This window comes from Bradyrhizobium betae, from assembly GCF_050632175.1.
GTDB classification, from domain to species: Bacteria; Pseudomonadota; Alphaproteobacteria; order Rhizobiales; family Xanthobacteraceae; genus Bradyrhizobium; species Bradyrhizobium betae_B.
Genome location: NZ_CP192576.1, coordinates 6,855,250 through 6,871,938 on the forward strand (window position 1 = coordinate 6,855,250; position 16,689 = coordinate 6,871,938).

Consider the following 16,689-nt stretch of genomic DNA (forward strand, 5'->3'; position numbering starts at 1 on the left):
AAGCCTCGCGATATTGCGGCGCGAGGCTCCTGCCCGGTCAGCTCTCCGCGATCAGATCGACTGCCCCCGTCGATAGCCGATAGATGCCGCCGACGACCTTCAGCTTGCCCTGCTCCGCGGCCGCGTTGAGGATCGGCGCGGCGGTCTTCAGCTTGGCGATGTTGTCGACCACGTTCTGCCGGATCGCCTTGTTGAGGACGTCACCGCCCTGCTGCATCGCGGCCTTGGCGGCGGGCGCGATTGCATCGATCAGTGTTGGAATGTGGCCGGGCGGAGTACTATTGTCCTTGATCGCCTTCAGCGTCGCATCGACCGCGCCGCAGGCATCGTGGCCGAGCACGAGGATCAGCGGCGTCTTGAGCACGGCGACCGCGTACTCCATGCTGGCGACGGTCTCGGTGCCGGCAAAGTTTCCGGCGACGCGGCAGACAAACAGATCGCCGCGACCGGTGTCGAAGGCATATTCCGGCGCGATGCGCGAGTCGGCGCAACTCAGCACGGCCGCGAACGGATTCTGTCCACCGACCAGGGCCTCGCGCTCGTGCTTGAAGTCATGGCGCCGCGACACGCCCGAGACGTAGCGCTCATTGCCCTCCATCAGCCGCTTCAGCGATGCGTCCGGCGACAGCACGTTATCAGGCTTAGGAGGCTGCTTCGTTCCCTTTGCCAAGGCGCCGTTTGCGAAAGCTCCGCCAGCGATGGCCATGCCAAACGCAGCGGCGCCGAACAACATCGCGGACCGTCGCGACGGCACGATGTTTTGGTGCAGAGATTCTTCGAGCCGAGCTCCAGAGCACTTATCGCACATATGACGTTTCCCGGTGTGGAATGAATGGAAGCGTCGCAATGATAGGTACGCCAATGTGAAAAAATCACAAAAAACGCCCCATGCATCTTATGATTGCTGCGGCGCGAAACTGCACCGGCCTGCGCCCGCCTGCAAATCTTCGAGATCGGCTGCCGGAGCATCAGGAAGTCGTCAGCGGCCTTACAGAGAGGTCGTGTTCGCGCAAGACCCGAGTACGACGATTCATCCAGATCTTGTCGCGCTTTAGAGCTGCTGCACGTCCACCACGCCCGCGACGGCCTTGATCGCACCCGCGATCTGCGGCGAGACCTTGAAGCGGCCGGGCAGCTTCATCTCCACTTCGGTCTCGAGGTCGAGCATCATCACCAGCGAAACCTCGCCATCGCCGTTGGAGCGCGGCGCGAGGCCGGGACTGGCGGTCTTCGGCGCGGCGCCGTTCGAGGCCGCCATGTCGGGTCCGGCCAATCGCTTGGCGATCGAGTCCAGCGGCTTGGTATCGCGCACGAAGATGCGCAGGCCCTTCTGCGTCTTGGCGGCGGCGTCATCCAGCGGCTCGGCGTGCAGCACGCGGGCGCGGACGTCCTCCCCTGAAGCTCGGCCCCGAGCTGGAGCAGCACGGCGGCACCGGGCTCCAGCACGTCGCGATATTGCGCGAGGCCCTCGGAAAACAGCACCGCCTCGAAATGGCCGGTCGGATCGGACAGGCCCATGATGCCCATCTTGTTGCCGGTCTTGGTGCGCCGCTCCATGCGCGACACCACGGTGGCGGCGACCTTGCCGGCGGTCGCGCCGGTCTTCACCGCCCGCGAGAATTCGGCCCAGCTCTGCACCCGCAGCCGCTTCAGCACGGTGGCGTAATCGTCGAGCGGGTGGCCGGACAGGAAGAAGCCGACGGCGTCGTATTCGCGGCGAAGCTTTTCGGCCGGCAGCCACGGCTCGACCTGCGGCAGCATGATCGTCGGCGCGTCGGCGGCGCCGCCGAACATGTCGTTCTGCCCGACGGTCGCCGCTTCATGGGAACGCTGACAGGCGGCGAGCACGGCATCCGCACCGGCGAACACGCGGGCGCGATTCGGCTCCAGCGTGTCGAAGGCGCCGGCGGCCGCGAGACTCTCGATGATGCGCTTGTTGATCGCACGCGGATTGACCCGCGCGGCGAAGTCGGCGAGCGAGGTGAACAGTCCCCGCCTGGCGCGCTCCTCGATGATCTGGTCGATGGCCTGGATGCCGACGCCCTTCAGGGCGGCGAGCGCATAGTAGATGGTCTTGTCGCCGACCTCGAAGGTCGCGCCGGACCGGTTGATGTTCGGCGGCTCGACCTTGATGCCGAGGCGCTGCGCCTCGGCGCGGAATTCGGAGAGCTTGTCGGTATTGTTCAGGTCCAGCGTCATCGACGCCGCGATGAACTCGACCGGATAATGCGCCTTCATGTAGGCGGTGTGGTAGGACACCAACGCATAAGCCGCCGCGTGGCTCTTGTTGAAGCCGTAGTCGGCGAATTTGGCGAGCAGCTCGAAGATGGTCTCGGCCTGCCCCTTCGGCACGCCGTTCTTCACCGCGCCCGCGACGAAGATGTCGCGCTGCTTGTCCATCTCGGCGCGGATCTTCTTGCCCATGGCGCGGCGGAGCAGGTCGGCGTCGCCGAGCGAATAGCCCGACATCACCTGCGCGATCTGCATCACCTGTTCCTGGTAGATGATGACGCCGAAGGTCTCCTTGAGAATCTGCTCCAGCACGGGGTGGAGATATTCCGGCTCCTCGTCGCCGTGCTTGCGCGCGCAATAGGTCGGGATGTTCGCCATCGGACCCGGGCGATACAGCGCGACCAGCGCGATGATGTCCTCGAAACGGTCGGGGCGCATGTCGATCAGCGCGCGCCGCATGCCCTGGCTTTCAACCTGGAACACGCCGACCACGTCGCCGCGCGCCAGCATCTGGTAGCTCTCGGCATCGTCGATCGGCAGCGTGGCGAGATCGACGTGGATGTTGCGCGGCTTGAGCAGCTTGATCGCGACGTCGAGCACGGTCAGCGTCTTCAGGCCGAGGAAGTCGAACTTCACGAGGCCCGCCGGCTCGACCCATTTCATGTTGAACTGGGTCACCGGCATGTCCGACTTGGGATCGCGGTACATCGGCACGAGCTCGCTCAAGGGGCGATCGCCGATCACGATGCCGGCCGCGTGCGTCGAGGCATGGCGGGTCAGGCCTTCGAGGCGCTGCGCGATGTCGAAGGCACGCGCGACCACCGGGTCTTCGTCGCGAAACGCCTGAAGCTTCGGCTCGCTCTCGATCGCGGCCGCCAGCGTCACCGGTGCGGCGGGATTCTGCGGCACCAGCTTGGTCAGCTTGTCGACCTGGCCGTAGGGCATTTGCAACACGCGACCGACGTCGCGCAGCACGCCACGCGCCTGCAGCGTTCCGAAGGTGATGATCTGCGCGACCTGATCGCGGCCGTAGCGCTCCTGCACGTACTTGATCACCTCGCCGCGGCGATCCTGGCAGAAGTCGATGTCGAAGTCCGGCATCGAGACGCGCTCCGGATTGAGGAAGCGCTCGAACAGCAGGCCGAACTTGATCGGATCGAGATCGGTGATGGTCAGCGCCCAGGCCACCAGCGAGCCTGCGCCGGAGCCGCGGCCTGGCCCGACCGGAATGCCCTGGCCCTTCGCCCATTTGATGAAGTCCGACACGATCAGGAAGTAGCCCGCGTACTTCATGCGCATGATGACGTCGAGTTCGAACGCCAGGCGCTTGCTGTAGTCCTCGTCCGTCGTCCCCTGCGAGAGGCCGTGCACGCGCAGGCGGTTGGCAAGCCCCTCCTCCGCCTGCCGCTTCAATTCTGCCGCTTCGACCGCGGCGGCATCCGAGCTTGCGGCGGCGCCGACCGTGAAGAACGGCAGGATCGGCTTGCGCGTCATCGGGCGGAACGAGCAGCGCTCGGCGATCTCCACCGTCGAGGCCAACGCCTCCGGAATGTCGGCGAACAGCACCGCCATCTCGGCGCGGGTCTTGAAGCGGTGATCGGGCGTGAGCTGCACGCGATCGGTCTCGGCGATCAGCCGCCCGCCGGCGATACACAGCAGCGCGTCATGCGCCTCGTAATCGTCGGTCGCGGCGAAATACGGCTCGTTGGTGGCGACCAGCGGCAGGCCTTTGGCGTAGGCGATGTCGATCAGGCCGCTTTCGACGCGCCGCTCCCTGTCGATGTTGTGTCGCTGCAATTCGACGTAGAGGCGATCGCCGAACAGATTTGCCAGACGCTCGCAGCGCACGGCCGCAAGCTCGACGTGTCCCGCCGACAGCGCCAGCGAGATCGGCCCGTCAGGGCCGCCGGTCAGCACGATCAGGCCTTCGGTCTCGCCTTCCATCCAATCGAATTTGATGAAGGGTGCGTGGCTGTCAGGCGATTCGAGGAACGCCCGCGAGTTCAACCGCATCAGGCTGCGATAGCCGCGCTCCTGCGCCGCCAGCAGCACCACGCGCGAGGGCGGAAGCGCGTTGCGCGCGCTGGGATCCTGGTCGCCGAAATCAATCGCGAGCTCGCAGCCGACGATCGGCTGGATGCCGGAGCCCGCCATCTTGTCGGAGAACTCCAGCGCCCCGAACATGTTGTCGGTATCGGTCAGCGCCAGGGCCGGCTGATGATCCTTCTTCGCGAGCTCGGCGAGCTTGGCGATCTTGATCGAGCCCTTAAGCAGCGAATAGGCCGAGTGAACGTGAAGGTGGACAAATCCGGCGCTCGGCATGGTCGCGTGACGGCCTCTTGCAGATGAGATGGAGCGGTCGCCGGCTCCAGGGGATCATGAGAGCATTCTGCATCCGCCCGGCCGACTCGCCTGACAATGGTGGGGCGTCACTGCTTCAGAGTCCACGCCCGAGCGGCCGATCGGCCGCGTCGTCCTGCTTTTCCCCAAGCCCACGCCGCGGGCCTCAGTCGGGGTCCAGGGCGCCGATTGCTGCCCTAGAGCTGCGGAATCACCTGCGCCCAGATTGCGATCATCCCGACGAACAGCGAGATCGAGGCGAGTGCGGCGGCTTCTTCCACGAAAATCTTGAACATGGCTTACTCCATCACCAGAACGGATACAGAACATTGTTCTCATTTCGTTCTTGGGAGTCAAGCCGTCTGTGCCATCTCGAAATGGGATGGTTAACTCGCTGAATCTACGTAATAAAAAAGCCCCGGCACAAGGCCGGGGCTTTCCACGATCGCTTCTTGCGAAGCGGCGTGTCTTAGTAGCGGGCGAGGCTCGGGCCACCGAACTTGTAGTTCAGGCGGACGAGACCCATGTCGACGTCCTGCTTGATGCGCTCCGTGCCGGCGAAGCCAGCAAAGGTCACGTCCTTGTCGGACAGGAAGATGTGGTTGTACTCGACGCCAACCGACCAGTTCGGGGCGAAGCCGTACTCGAGGCCGGCACCGACCGTGCCACCCCAACGGGTGTCGCTGGTCGAAGCGAGCAGCGCACCGGCGGCGCTGGAGATCTCGTACTTGTCGCTGACCACGGCGGCACCGCCCTTGACGTAGACCAGGACGTTGTTCCAGGCGTAGCCGACCTGGCCGGTGATCAGACCGAACGCGTCGATCTTGGTGCGGTTACGGGTGGCGAACAGCGCGCTGGCGTTGTCGCCCGAGAAGTCGGCCCAGTTGCCCTGGCCTTCGATGCCGAACACCCACTGACCTGACTGCATGCGATAGCCGACCTGGCCACCGACCGTGCCGCCGGTCGCATCATGCGAACCTTCGCGGCCGACGCCGACGAAATCCCAGGTCGCGTGCGACGAACCGCCGCCGCCGTTGATGCCGATGTAGAAGCCGCTCCAGTCATAGATCGTGGCGACCATCGCCGGCGCCTTGGTGTAAGGCCGCGCAGCGAGGTCAGCCGCCAGCGCCGGCGCAGTCGCGCTGAGCGCAACGAGGCTGACAGCGGCAAGCAACAAATTCTTGTTCATTTGAATCCCGTTCCAGTTTCTTCAGTAGGCCCCCGGGCCGTGTCGTGGTCATAACAGTGATCGACGGAATTGCTGTAACCGCGACGCAACAGTCCCAGCCAAAGGCCGACGCTGCGTTAATGGATGTTTAGCAGCGCGCGCAGGAAACCCTTTGAAACAAGAGTTTTCATGAGTTCCAATGTCGACTACACGACTTAAACTGCATGCGCGCGTAAACACCGACGCACGCACAATTCCGTGATTGGAGAATCGAAATGCGTGGACGAATTGCTCTTCCCATTGTCGCCACATTTTCGCTTGCCATCGCCACATTTGCATTTGCGATGGGTGCGAGCACGCCGGCACGCGCATTCGGAACGCATCACGCATTCTGCCTCACCGGCGATGAATGGCCGGGGCTGAGCAATTGTACGTTCGACACGTATGCGCAATGTCAGGCGAGTTCCTCGGGCCGTGCGCTCACCTGCATCGCGAATCCCTATTTCGCCGGCCAGAGCGATGATCCCTACGCCTATCAGAATCGTCCGCGCGCACAGGTGCCGGGCTTTTCACCGGGCTACTACCTGCCGCGCTGAGATGCGCTGCGCCGCCCTCATGCTCGTGACCGGGCTGCTTCTTGCGAGCGGGGCTGTCCGCGCCCAGACCTATGATCCGAGCTATCCAGTCTGCATGCAGATCTACGGCCCCGTCGGCTATTTCGATTGCCGTTACACCTCGCTCGCGCAGTGCCGATATCTCGCGGTCGGGCGTTCGGCGAGCTGCGCCGTGAATCCGTATTTTGCGCAGGGCAAGCCGAAGGCCCCTCGCCGGCCGAAGCGCATCGACGGCCAATCGGGACGCTGATATGCGGCGGCCCTCGCAAGGGAGCTCCGGTGTTGACGCCGTCTGCCCCCGGATTAAGTACGACGGAGAAATCTTGCAGGGGTGGCGACGTTCGCTGGGCTGGTTCCCGTTGACGCCACCAATGCAGGACATATGACGACCTCGCCTCAAGCGACCTCCCCCGCGCAAGCGCGCCATCGGCTCCCCCTCACCTCGCCATCGTGCTGTTCTCGCTCGCGATGGGCGGCTTTGCGATCGGAACCACCGAATTCGCATCGATGAGCCTGCTGCCGTTTTTCGCCGCCGACCTCGGAATCGACGAGCCGACCGCGGGACACGCGATCAGTGCCTACGCGCTCGGCGTCGTGCTGGGCGCGCCGCTAATCGCCGTGCTCGGTGCGCGCTTTGCCCGGCGGACGCAGTTGCTGGTCCTGATGATCGTGTTCGCGCTCGGAAACGCGCTCACCGCGCTTGCACCCGGGTTCGGCTGGATGATCGCGGCCCGCTTCCTCTCGGGGCTGCCGCACGGCGCCTATTTCGGCATCGCGGCTTTGGTCGCAGCCTCGCTCGTTCCCTTTGACCGACGCTCGCAGGCGATCGGCCAGGTCATGCTCGGCTTGACCGGCGCCACCATCATCGGCGTGCCCCTCGCCAATCTGATCGGGCAGGCAGTCGGCTGGCGCGCGAGCTTCGGCCTCGTCTCGGTGCTGGCGTTGCTCACGGTGATGCTTTGCGCGCTGTTCGCGCCGCGCGACCGGGCCGGCAGGTCGGATCCGCTGCGTGAGCTTGGCGCGCTCCGAAGCGGCCGCGTCTGGCTCACGCTCGGCATCGGCGCCATCGGCTTCGGCGGCATGTTCGCCGTCTACACCTATCTGGCGACGACGCTGATCGAGGTCACCAGGGTCAGCACCGCGGCGATTCCGTTCTTCCTCGCCATCTTCGGCGTCGGCGCCACGCTCGGCAATCTGTTCGTGCCACGCTTTGCGGACCGCGCATTGATGCCGACGGCGGGTGCCATCCTGCTGTTTGCCGCGGTCGCGTTGCTGCTGTTTCCACTGGCGGCCCATGATCCGTGGCTATTGGCGGCCGACATCTTCGCCATCGGCGCCAGCGTCTCGCTCGGCGCCATCCTGCAGACCCGGCTGATGGACGTCGCCGGCGATGCGCAGGCGCTCGCAGCGGCGCTGAACCATTCGGCCTTCAACACCGCCAATGCGCTCGGCCCGTTCCTGGGCGGCCTCGCCATTCGCGAGGGGCTGGGCTGGACCTCCACCGGTCCGGTCGGCGCCGGGCTGGCGCTGCTCGGCTTCCTGATCTGGATCGTCGCGTGGCGGGATTCCGGCCGTGGAACGGCCGCGGTCTCCCAGGCTGCAATGCAGCCGCGCTGATCCAGCGGCCGTCGACAGGCGTATAAGTCAGGTCGTCAATCTCGGAGCGCCCGATGACCTATTTGATCGGCTACATCGCCGTGCTGATACCTTTCGCTGCAGTCGACGCCGTTTGGCTCAGCCTGATGGGTCCCCGCCTCTACAAGCCGACGCTTGGAGACATTCTGCTGACCGATCTCCGCATCGCCCCCGCGATCGCGTTCTATCTGATCTATCCGGTAGGACTTCTGGTCTTCGCCGTCATGCCCGGGTTGAAGTCCGGCTCGCCCACCGCGGCCGTCGGATATGGCGCGCTGTTCGGCGCCCTCGCCTACGCCACCTACGACCTGACCAATTACGCAACCCTGCGCAATTGGACGCTCCAGCTCACCGTGCTCGATATCGTCTATGGCGCAGCGGCTTCCGCTCTTGCTGCCTTCGTCAGCTTTCTCGTGGTTCGCGCCGTTTCGAACGCCTGACACCTCAAGCGGAAGGTGATGGCGCCAGCAGGAAGTGGCTGACACCCCACTCCTCGCCGCCGGCGTGACCGAACAGGCCGGCCGTGGCGAGAAAGAACAATCGCCATCGCCGCTGCCAGAGGCGCGCGTCCTTGCCGTAAACCTGTCTCAGCACGTCGAAGATCTCTGTGCGATTTCGGTCGAAATTGGCCAGCCAGTCCCTCGCTGTCTTCTCATAGTGCCGGCCGTTCCACTGCCACTCCTCGTCGACGCCGAAGATATCGCCAAACTGCCGGATCAGCCCCCGGCTCGGCATGATGCCGCCGGTGAAGAAATGCTGCGCAATCCAGTCCGCCCGGTTCTCAGGCGAGAACCGGTACGAGCCGGACTTGTGGGTGAAGATGTGCAGGAACAGCAGGCCATCGGAGCGCAACGCGGCGCGCATGCGCGTCAACAAAGGCCGCCAGTTGACCATATGCTCGAACATCTCCACCGAGACGATCCGATCGAAACTTCCCTGGGGAACAAATTCGTTCATGTCGGCGGTGACGACGGAGAGGTTGCGAAGATTCCCAGCCAAGGCCTGCCGACGGATGAAGTCGCGCTGCGACGCCGAATTCGAGACGGACGTGATGCGTGAGCGCGGATAGCGCCGCGCCATCCACAACGACAGGGAACCCCAGCCGCATCCCAGTTCGAGAATATCCTGCCCGTCCGCCAGTTTCGCATGCCCGGCGGTGAGCTCCAGCGCGCGCTCTTCGGCCAGCGCCAGCGTATCGCGATCGTCGGCATAGAAGCAGCAGGAGTATTTGCGCTGCGGACCGAGGATCATCTCGAAGAACCGCGCCGGGATCTCGTAATGCTGGACGTTGGCCTCGGCCGTGTTGATCGCGATCGGCAACGCTGCGATGGCACGCGCGAAGCCTGCGTCCGAACCCTCAGGACATAGCGCCAGGCTGCGCCGGGTGCGTTCGACCAGGCGGCCGATGACCGCCGTGCTGACACGATCGGGCCACGGCAGTGCTTCGCCCAGTTGGATCGCCGTCTCTGCCAATATCATGCTAGCCTCCTGCGGTTGTCTTTGGCGGCCATGGAAAGAAGACGTTCGTGCGGGCCTGGTATCTCCGGAACGCATCGCCGCGAGCCGCCAGCATGTGCTCCTCCAGCGGAGGAATGCCGGAGACATAGACCAGCAGCCAGTACATGCAGAGCGGCGCCGCCAGCGCGACGTAGCCCCAGGGGTCGTGTCCGCCGAGGTCGATGGCGAGGACGGGATAGGCAAGCCAACCCAGCCATTCGAAGAAGTAATTGGGGTGACGCGACCACCGCCACAGCCCGACGTCGCAGATTTTGCCCCTGTTGGCTGCGTCATGGCGAAACCGCCGAAGTTGCTCGTCGGCGATCCCTTCGCCTGCGACGGCCACGACGAAAATCAGGATCGCGATCGCGGTTTGCGCCGGAGACACCGGCCCCGGCGCATTTGCGGCCAGCCACATTGACAGGGCGAGCGGAATACTGACGACCGCCTGCTTCTGCAACAGCCAGAACATGTTCGATGGTGCGTCCGCGCCCCAGTCCCGAATGAGCCTGGCATAGCGCGGATCGTCGGTGATGCCCCGGGTGCGGCGCGCGATGTGGGATCCGAGCCGAAGCGCCCAGATCGCCGCCATCGCCGCGACGAGGACGCTGTGAAAATGCATCGGCCTGGCCGTGAAGGCGCCGGCAAAGCCGACGAAGCCAAGCCCGAACGTCCAGATGGTATCGACCCAGCCGGAATTTCGCGACGCGCGCCAGACCAGCCAGGCCATGGTCATGATGACGGACAGTGCCGCCGATACGGAGGCCAGACCGAGTGTAAATGTGGAGGCCGTCATTCAGGCCCCTTGGCTCGTGGTGATCGGGGCCTGGCCCTGACCGCTACACTGGTGGTTTGCATACGACTTGATACGCATGCAGAACGGCTTTGGATCATCGCGGATCGACCTGATCCAAAGCCGCATCTCATCCGTATCTGTCTCTGGACGTAAAGATCGGCGATCGGGCGCAGGTAACCACGAGGACGGGGCAGATGCAGGGTGAAATCGGACCGCGGAAGCGGATCGCGGTCGTTGGAACCGGTATCTCCGGAATGTCCGTGGCGTGGCTCCTGAGCCAGAAGCACGACGTGACGGTCTATGAACAAGACCGCCGGCTCGGCGGTCACTCCAACACCGTCGAGGTCAGCACGCCTGATGGAACGGTCCCGGTCGATACCGGGTTCATTGTCTACAACGAGAAGACCTATCCCAATCTCACGGCGCTGTTCGGCCATCTCGATGTGCCGACGCATCCCTCCGAGATGTCGTTCGCCGTCTCCCTCGAAGAGGGCGAGCTGGAATATTCGGGAAGCAGCCTGAACGGGCTGTTCGCGCAACGCAGCAATGTGTTCCGCCCGCGGTTCTGGTCGATGCTTGGCGATCTCTGGCGCTTCTATCGCGAAGCGCCGCGGGATCTGTCATCCCTCGACGACCTGTCCTCCCTGGAGCAGTATCTCGATGCTGGCACTTACGGCGAGGTCTTCCGCAGCGACCATCTGTTGCCGATGGCGGCCGCGATCTGGTCGTCGTCGCCGAGCCTGATGCTGCAATATCCTGCTGCTTCGTTCATTCGCTTTCACGACAATCATGGCCTGCTGCGCCTGCGCAACCGGCCGCAATGGCGGACGGTCGTCGGCGGCAGCCGGACTTACGTCGATGCGTTGACGCATCGCTTCAGGGACCGCATCCGTCTTGCCCGGGGTGTCACGGCGATCCGCAGGCGCCCGGACGGCGTCGAGGTCAGGGATTGCGGCGGCCATCTGGATCATTTCGACGACGTGGTGATCGCTGCGCATGCCGACCAGGCCCTTGCGCTGCTGGACGAGCCCACCATAGAGGAGCGGAGCCTGCTCGGGGCATTCCGCTACAGCCAGAACCGCGCCGTGCTCCATAGCGATCCGGTGCTGATGCCGCAGCGCAAGGCGGCTTGGGCGAGCTGGAACTACATCGGCGGCCGAGGCGCCGCGGACAGTCCAACCGTGACCTACTGGATGAACGCGCTGCAGCGCCTGCCGACCGCGCAGAATTTGTTCGTGACGCTCAATCCCCTGGTCGAGCCCAGGCAGGTCTTGCACGAGGAATGCTACGAGCACCCGATTTTCGATGCCGCCGCGATGAGCGCACAGCGCCGCTTGTGGTCCCTGCAAGGCCAGGATCGCCTGTGGTTCTGCGGCTCCTATTTCGGCGCCGGCTTCCACGAGGACGGGCTCCAGTCCGGGCTCGCCGTTGCCGAAACACTCGGCGGCGTCAGGCGACCATGGCGTGTTGAAAACGAGTCCGGCCGCATCTACATTGACGATGCGAGCTGTCATCAGAGCGGGCGACTTGCCGCATGACGTCTTCTTCGTGCCTATATACTGGTCAGGTTGTTCACCGACGCTTTATGCCCCGGGCGCATCGTCTGCGCTACCGGGTGTTCTGGATGCTGCTCGATCTGAGCGAAGTCGAAAGCCTTTCGAAAAAGCTGACCTTCTTCTCCCGGAACCGGTTCAATCTCGCCAGCTTCCATGATTCAGACCATGGCGATGGCAGTGACCTGCCGCTTCTGAAGCAGGCCAGGGCCCTGCTGCGGCAGGCTGGATGCCAGGCTGACCAGCTCGTCATCAAGCTGCTCTGCATGCCCCGCATCCTCGGCTATGGTTTCAATCCGCTGAGCGTCTATTTTTGCGTCAGGCAAGACGGCTCGCTCGAGGCGATCATCTACGAGGTTCACAACACCTTCGGAGAGCGGCACAGCTATGTGATGCCGGTCCAGGGGCCGGTGAACGGCCGCGCGTCGGAGATCGTCGAGCAGCATTGCCCCAAAGGGTTCTACGTCTCGCCGTTTCTCGGCATGGACATGTCCTACGGATTTCGCGTCCGGCCTCCGGCCGCGCGGGTGGAGGTTTCCATCCAAGGCAAGGAGAACGACAAGACCATCATCGCCGCATCGCTTTCCGGAGCCCGTCACGAATTGACCGACGGTGTCCTTCTGAAGGCTTTTGCCAGCCACCCGTTGCTGACCATGAAGGTCATCGCGGGCATTCATTGGCATGCGTTGCGGATGGTGCTGAAGGGCTTTCGCTTTCATGCACGTCAGCCGGCGCATGGCGCGGTCAAAGTCGTCAACGGTCGAGGTATGCAATCTTGAGGTCCGATTCCTCCTTGATGTCCTCCGACGTCGCCTCCGGGCCCTCGCGGCTCGCAACCTGGATGTTTGAACGGCTGCTTCCACGGGTTCAGTCGGGCCATTTGCGGATCGCCCTACCGAATGGTCAGCATCTCGATTTCGGCACACGGGATTTGGGCAGCGACGTCACCATCACGGTGCATCGCTGGCGGGCCCTGCGGCGAATCTGGCTCACCGGCGAGGCCGGCTTCTCCGATGGCTATATTGCCGGTGATTGGTCGACCAACAATCTTGTCGGCGTGCTGGACTTTCTCATTCGAAACGAAACGGTTTTTGCCAGTCTCGCCAGCTCTCGCCCGGCTCGCTTCCTGGATTGGATCCGGCACCGCGCCAACGAAAACACCAGGACCGGCAGCAAGAAGAACATTGCCGCCCACTACGACCTTGGTAACGACTTCTATCGCCATTGGCTCGATCAGGGCATGAACTACTCCTCCGCGATCTATGACTCGGAGCTTTCGCTTGAAGCCGCGCAGCGAAACAAGCTCGAACGGGTGTCCGGCCATCTCGGCCTCAAGGGCGGCGAGCGGGTTCTCGAGATCGGGTGCGGCTGGGGATCACTGGCCGAGCATCTCATTCGTGGCTACGATGCGGCCGTCACCGGCGTGACCCTCTCCACGTCGCAACTGGAGTATGCGCGCAAGCGCCTCGCGGCGGAAATCGAGGCCGGCAAGGCCTCCATTCTCTTCCAGGATTATCGCGACATCGTCGGACGTTTCGATCGAATCGTCTCGATCGAGATGTTCGAGGCGGTCGGCGAACGCTACTGGCCGCTCTATTTCGAGAAGCTGCGGTCGAGCCTGGTCAAGGGCGGCGTTGCAGTGCTGCAGATCATCACGATCGCGCCATCGCGCTTCGATGCCTATCGCGCCTGTCCCGATTTCATTCAACGTCACATCTTCCCGGGCGGCATGCTGCCGACCGCCGAGATCGTGGAGGAGCACGCCGCCAACGCCATGCTCACGGTAACGGATCGGGAGTCGTTCGGTCTGAGCTATGCCCGCACGCTTCGCGACTGGCGCGATCGCTTCCTGGGGTCGTGGCCCGAAATCGAATCTCTCGGCTTCGACACAAGGTTTCGCCGGATGTGGGAATACTATCTCGCCTACTGCGAAACCGGGTTTCGACACAGCGCCATCGACGTCAGCATCTTCAAGCTGACGCGGTGACTGGGCCGAACATCTGCCCGGGCTCCTCAGAGCGCCAGGCTTCTCGCGCCATCTTCAATGGCACTGCCCCTACACCGGCGTATAGATCACCAGCTTCAGCGCGGGATCGTCATTGGCCTGAAAGCTCGTGTGCTCGAAATGCAGCACGCCGAGGGTCGGATGCGACATCGTCTTCAGGCCGGAGGCGGTGGAGCGGATTTCGTGGGCTTCCCACCATTTGACGAATTCCGGGCTGCCCTGCCGCAGCCGCGTCAGCAATTCGGCGAAGGCGGGATCGCCGGCCCAGACGTCGTGGGTGGCGCGGAACATCGCGACCATGCGCTTGGCGACCTCCGCCCAGCCGGCGCCGTAGGCCTTGCGCGTCTGTTTGTTAGTCATCATCAGCAGCATCGTGTTGCGATCTCCCTCCGGCAATCGCCCGAACGCGAACACCTGCTCGGCGGCCTCGTTCCAGGCCAGCACGTCCCAGCGCCGCCCGGTGATGTAGGCCGGATGCGGCAGGCTCTCGACCAGCCGCTGGATCGGCGGCGGCACGATCTCGCGCGTGAACGCGCGCTTATCGCCGTCGCGCGCCAGCGCTTTCAGATGGGCGTGCTCGGTCTTGCTCAGCCGTAGCGCGCGGGCCAGCGCGTCGACGGTGGTGACGGACGGGCTGACGGTGCGGCCCTGCTCGAGCCGGATGTACCAGTCGACGCCGATGCCGGCGAGCTGCGCGACCTCCTCGCGGCGGAGCCCCGTGGTGCGACGCCGGCTGCCTGCGGGAAGTCCAACCGTCTTCGGCGTCAGCTTTTCGCGGCGGGACCGCAGGAAGTCGCCGAATTCGACGCGGCGTGGGTCGGCCATGATGTCGCTCCCGCGATGGAGGGCCTAGCGGATACTAGGATAATACCAGGCCTTCTTGCTCTTGCAAAGACGGCACATATCAGCTTCACCCGACCTTGAGGTGAGATCATGAAAGCCGCCGTACTCAAATCCTTTGGATCGCCGCTCGTCATCGAGGACGTTCCGGCACCAACCGTCGGCACCGGCGAGGTCGTCGTCGACATCGTCGCCACGCGTGTGCTGTCCTACATGAACGAGGTTTTCAGCGGCGAGCGCAATTATGCGCTCGACCTGCCGATCATCCCGGGCCCAGGCGGCATTGGCCGGGTACGGGCGATCGGTCCTGACGCAACGAAGCTTCAGATCGGCGACTGGGTGTTCTGCGACCCGACGGTGCGTTCGCGCGACGACGCCGTCGCGCCGGACATCGCCCTGCAAGGCCTCACGGCCGCCGGTCCGGGCGGCATGCGCCTGCAACAGCATTTCCGCCATGGCTCGTTTGCCGAGCAGATGCGGGTGCCGACCGAGAACGTCAAACGACTCGGTACGATCACATCCGACGAAGCCACGCAATGGTGCGCACTGGGGACGCTGCTGGTGCCCTATGGCGGGTTCCTCGCCGCCAACCTTCAGCCGGGCGAGATCGTGCTGGTGAGCGGGGCCACCGGCAATTTCGGCAGTGCGGCCGTATCGGTCGCGCTGGCGATGGGCGCCGCCTGCGTGGTGGCGCCGGGCCGTAACGAGACAATTTTGGCCGATCTCGTCCGCCGTTTCGGCGATCGGGTGAAGCCGGTCAAGCTCACCGGCAAGGAAGACGAAGACCGCGAGAGCATGAAGCGCGCAGCGCCGGGCCCATCGACTGCGTGTTCGACATCATGCCGCCCTCGGTCAGCACCACCGTCGTGCGCGCGGCGATCATGACGGTGCGCCCATATGGCCGCGTCGTGCTGATGGGCGGCGTCGGCATGTCCGGCGGCGCCGGTCTCGAGCTGCCTTATCCCTGGATCATGCGCAATTGCATCAGAATCCACGGCGTCTGGATGTATCCGCCGGACGCCGCAAGCCGTCTGATCGCATTGGTACGATCAGGGCTGCTTCGGCTGGAGGAGTACGGGGCGACGGACTTCGACCTCGACCACGCCAACGACGCCGTCGCGCATGCGGCGGCCAATGGCGGACCGTTCAAACTGACGGTGATCCGGCCATAACGGCCGTCCGCGGCGGCGATGCGCCGCCGCAGCGGTTTTGAGCGCCATGTCAAAGGGCTGGGAGCTATGACCTCGCTCGAAGCCGGCCAAAGCCGGCTACTGTGCATGGGGTTGTTTTCGCAGTTTTGATTATTCGAGCTCGACGACCTGGCCGTTCGACAGCGAGACGCGCCGGTCCATGCGGCCGGCCAGCTCCATGTTGTGGGTCGCGATCAACATCGAGACGCGTGTTGCCTTGACCAGCTGCATCAGCGCCTGGAACACGTGGTCCGCGGTGTGCGGATCGAGATTGCCGGTCGGCTCGTCCGCGAACAGCACCCGCGGCGCGTTCGCAACCGCCCTGGCGATCGCGACGCGCTGCTGCTCGCCGCCCGACAGCTCGGCCGGGCGATGGGTGATGCGGTCGCCGAGGCCGAGATAGCCCAAAATCTCTTTCGCGCGCTTAACGCTCTCGGACTTCTTCAGGCCGCGGATCATCTGCGGCATCATGACGTTCTCCAGCGCCGAGAACTCCGGCAGCAGCCGGTGCGACTGGTAGACGAAGCCGATGTCGGTGCGGCGAAGCTGGGTGCGCTCGATGTCGGGCAGTTGCGAGGTCGGCGCGCCGTTGACGTAGACCTCGCCGGAATCGGGGCTTCGAGCAGCCCCGCGATGTGCAGCAGCGTCGACTTGCCCGAGCCCGACGGCGCCACCAGCGCGACCGACTGGCCGGCCCACAGCGCGAGCTTGGCGCCGTCGAGGATCGTCAGCGGCACCTCGCCCTGCAAGTACTGCCGCTTTATCTCGTGGAGATAAATGACCGGTACATCTTCCGCCCCCTGCTGCTGCTCCATCAGC

The 16,689-nt window shown here is 64.3% G+C and carries 12 protein-coding genes and 3 pseudogenes; 8 read left to right on the plus strand and 7 right to left on the minus strand.

Annotated features, from left to right (window positions below):
- Positions 1–37 precede the first annotated feature (37 nt).
- The 3 genes and pseudogenes from ACQ86E_RS32985 to ACQ86E_RS32995 all read right to left on the minus strand — a co-directional run bounded on the left by ACQ86E_RS32985 (position 38) and on the right by ACQ86E_RS32995 (position 5,761).
- On the minus strand, positions 38–808 hold the full coding sequence (locus ACQ86E_RS32985; protein WP_431203498.1) for a carbonic anhydrase: 771 nt from the start codon (positions 806–808) through the stop codon (positions 38–40).
- A gap of 243 nt (positions 809–1,051) precedes the next feature.
- Positions 1,052–4,554 (minus strand): annotated as a pseudogene (gene dnaE / locus ACQ86E_RS32990) (DNA polymerase III subunit alpha).
- 487 nt (positions 4,555–5,041) lie between these two features.
- Positions 5,042–5,761 (minus strand): outer membrane protein, encoded by a 720-nt coding sequence (locus ACQ86E_RS32995; RefSeq protein WP_431203499.1) that lies wholly within the window; start codon positions 5,759–5,761, stop codon positions 5,042–5,044.
- A 254-nt stretch (positions 5,762–6,015) separates the two neighbouring features.
- Between ACQ86E_RS32995 and ACQ86E_RS33000 the strand changes: the two genes are divergently transcribed.
- From ACQ86E_RS33000 to ACQ86E_RS33015, 4 genes are all read left to right on the plus strand, one after another.
- Entirely contained in the window at positions 6,016–6,336 is a 321-nt protein-coding gene (locus ACQ86E_RS33000; protein ID WP_431203500.1) for a DUF3551 domain-containing protein, read from the plus strand.
- A gap of 19 nt (positions 6,337–6,355) precedes the next feature.
- On the plus strand, positions 6,356–6,604 hold the full coding sequence (locus tag ACQ86E_RS33005) for a DUF3551 domain-containing protein (protein WP_431203501.1): 249 nt from the start codon (positions 6,356–6,358) through the stop codon (positions 6,602–6,604).
- A 200-nt stretch (positions 6,605–6,804) separates the two neighbouring features.
- The gene (locus tag ACQ86E_RS33010; protein WP_431203502.1) at positions 6,805–7,971 is read left to right on the plus strand and encodes an MFS transporter; all 1,167 of its coding nucleotides are present in this window, start codon (positions 6,805–6,807) and stop codon (positions 7,969–7,971) included.
- Between the two features lie 53 nt (positions 7,972–8,024).
- Positions 8,025–8,429 carry a DUF2177 family protein gene (locus ACQ86E_RS33015; RefSeq protein WP_431203503.1) on the plus strand — a complete coding sequence of 135 codons (405 nt, stop codon included), beginning with the start codon at positions 8,025–8,027 and terminating at the stop codon, positions 8,427–8,429.
- A 4-nt stretch (positions 8,430–8,433) separates the two neighbouring features.
- Here ACQ86E_RS33015 and ACQ86E_RS33020 read toward each other — a convergent pair whose 3' ends face one another.
- Together ACQ86E_RS33020 and ACQ86E_RS33025 are read right to left on the minus strand one after the other, a co-directional pair.
- Positions 8,434–9,468, minus strand: coding sequence for an SAM-dependent methyltransferase (locus ACQ86E_RS33020; protein WP_431203504.1), 1,035 nt, complete (start codon positions 9,466–9,468; stop codon positions 8,434–8,436).
- Between the two features lies 1 nt (position 9,469).
- Positions 9,470–10,282, minus strand: coding sequence for a DUF1295 domain-containing protein (locus ACQ86E_RS33025; protein WP_431203505.1), 813 nt, complete (start codon positions 10,280–10,282; stop codon positions 9,470–9,472).
- A gap of 194 nt (positions 10,283–10,476) precedes the next feature.
- Between ACQ86E_RS33025 and ACQ86E_RS33030 the strand changes: the two genes are divergently transcribed.
- The 3 genes from ACQ86E_RS33030 to ACQ86E_RS33040 are packed head-to-tail and all read left to right on the plus strand — an operon-like array spanning position 10,477 to position 13,822.
- A complete protein-coding gene (locus ACQ86E_RS33030; protein ID WP_431203506.1) occupies positions 10,477–11,820 on the plus strand; it encodes an NAD(P)/FAD-dependent oxidoreductase in 1,344 nt (447 codons plus the stop codon).
- A complete protein-coding gene (locus ACQ86E_RS33035) occupies positions 11,817–12,614 on the plus strand; it encodes a DUF1365 domain-containing protein (RefSeq protein ID WP_431203507.1) in 798 nt (265 codons plus the stop codon). Before ACQ86E_RS33030 ends, ACQ86E_RS33035 begins: the two co-directional genes overlap by 4 nt.
- A gap of 17 nt (positions 12,615–12,631) precedes the next feature.
- The gene (locus tag ACQ86E_RS33040; protein WP_431203508.1) at positions 12,632–13,822 is read left to right on the plus strand and encodes a class I SAM-dependent methyltransferase; all 1,191 of its coding nucleotides are present in this window, start codon (positions 12,632–12,634) and stop codon (positions 13,820–13,822) included.
- A gap of 69 nt (positions 13,823–13,891) precedes the next feature.
- Here ACQ86E_RS33040 and ACQ86E_RS33045 read toward each other — a convergent pair whose 3' ends face one another.
- Positions 13,892–14,665 (minus strand): helix-turn-helix transcriptional regulator, encoded by a 774-nt coding sequence (locus ACQ86E_RS33045; protein ID WP_431203509.1) that lies wholly within the window; start codon positions 14,663–14,665, stop codon positions 13,892–13,894.
- Between the two features lie 108 nt (positions 14,666–14,773).
- Here ACQ86E_RS33045 and ACQ86E_RS33050 point away from each other — a divergent pair.
- Positions 14,774–15,852: pseudogene (locus ACQ86E_RS33050) on the plus strand (zinc-binding dehydrogenase).
- Between the two features lie 129 nt (positions 15,853–15,981).
- On the opposite strand, the pseudogene ACQ86E_RS33055 reads toward ACQ86E_RS33050, so the two are convergent.
- Positions 15,982–16,685 (minus strand): annotated as a pseudogene (locus tag ACQ86E_RS33055) (ABC transporter ATP-binding protein).
- Positions 16,686–16,689 lie beyond the last annotated feature (4 nt).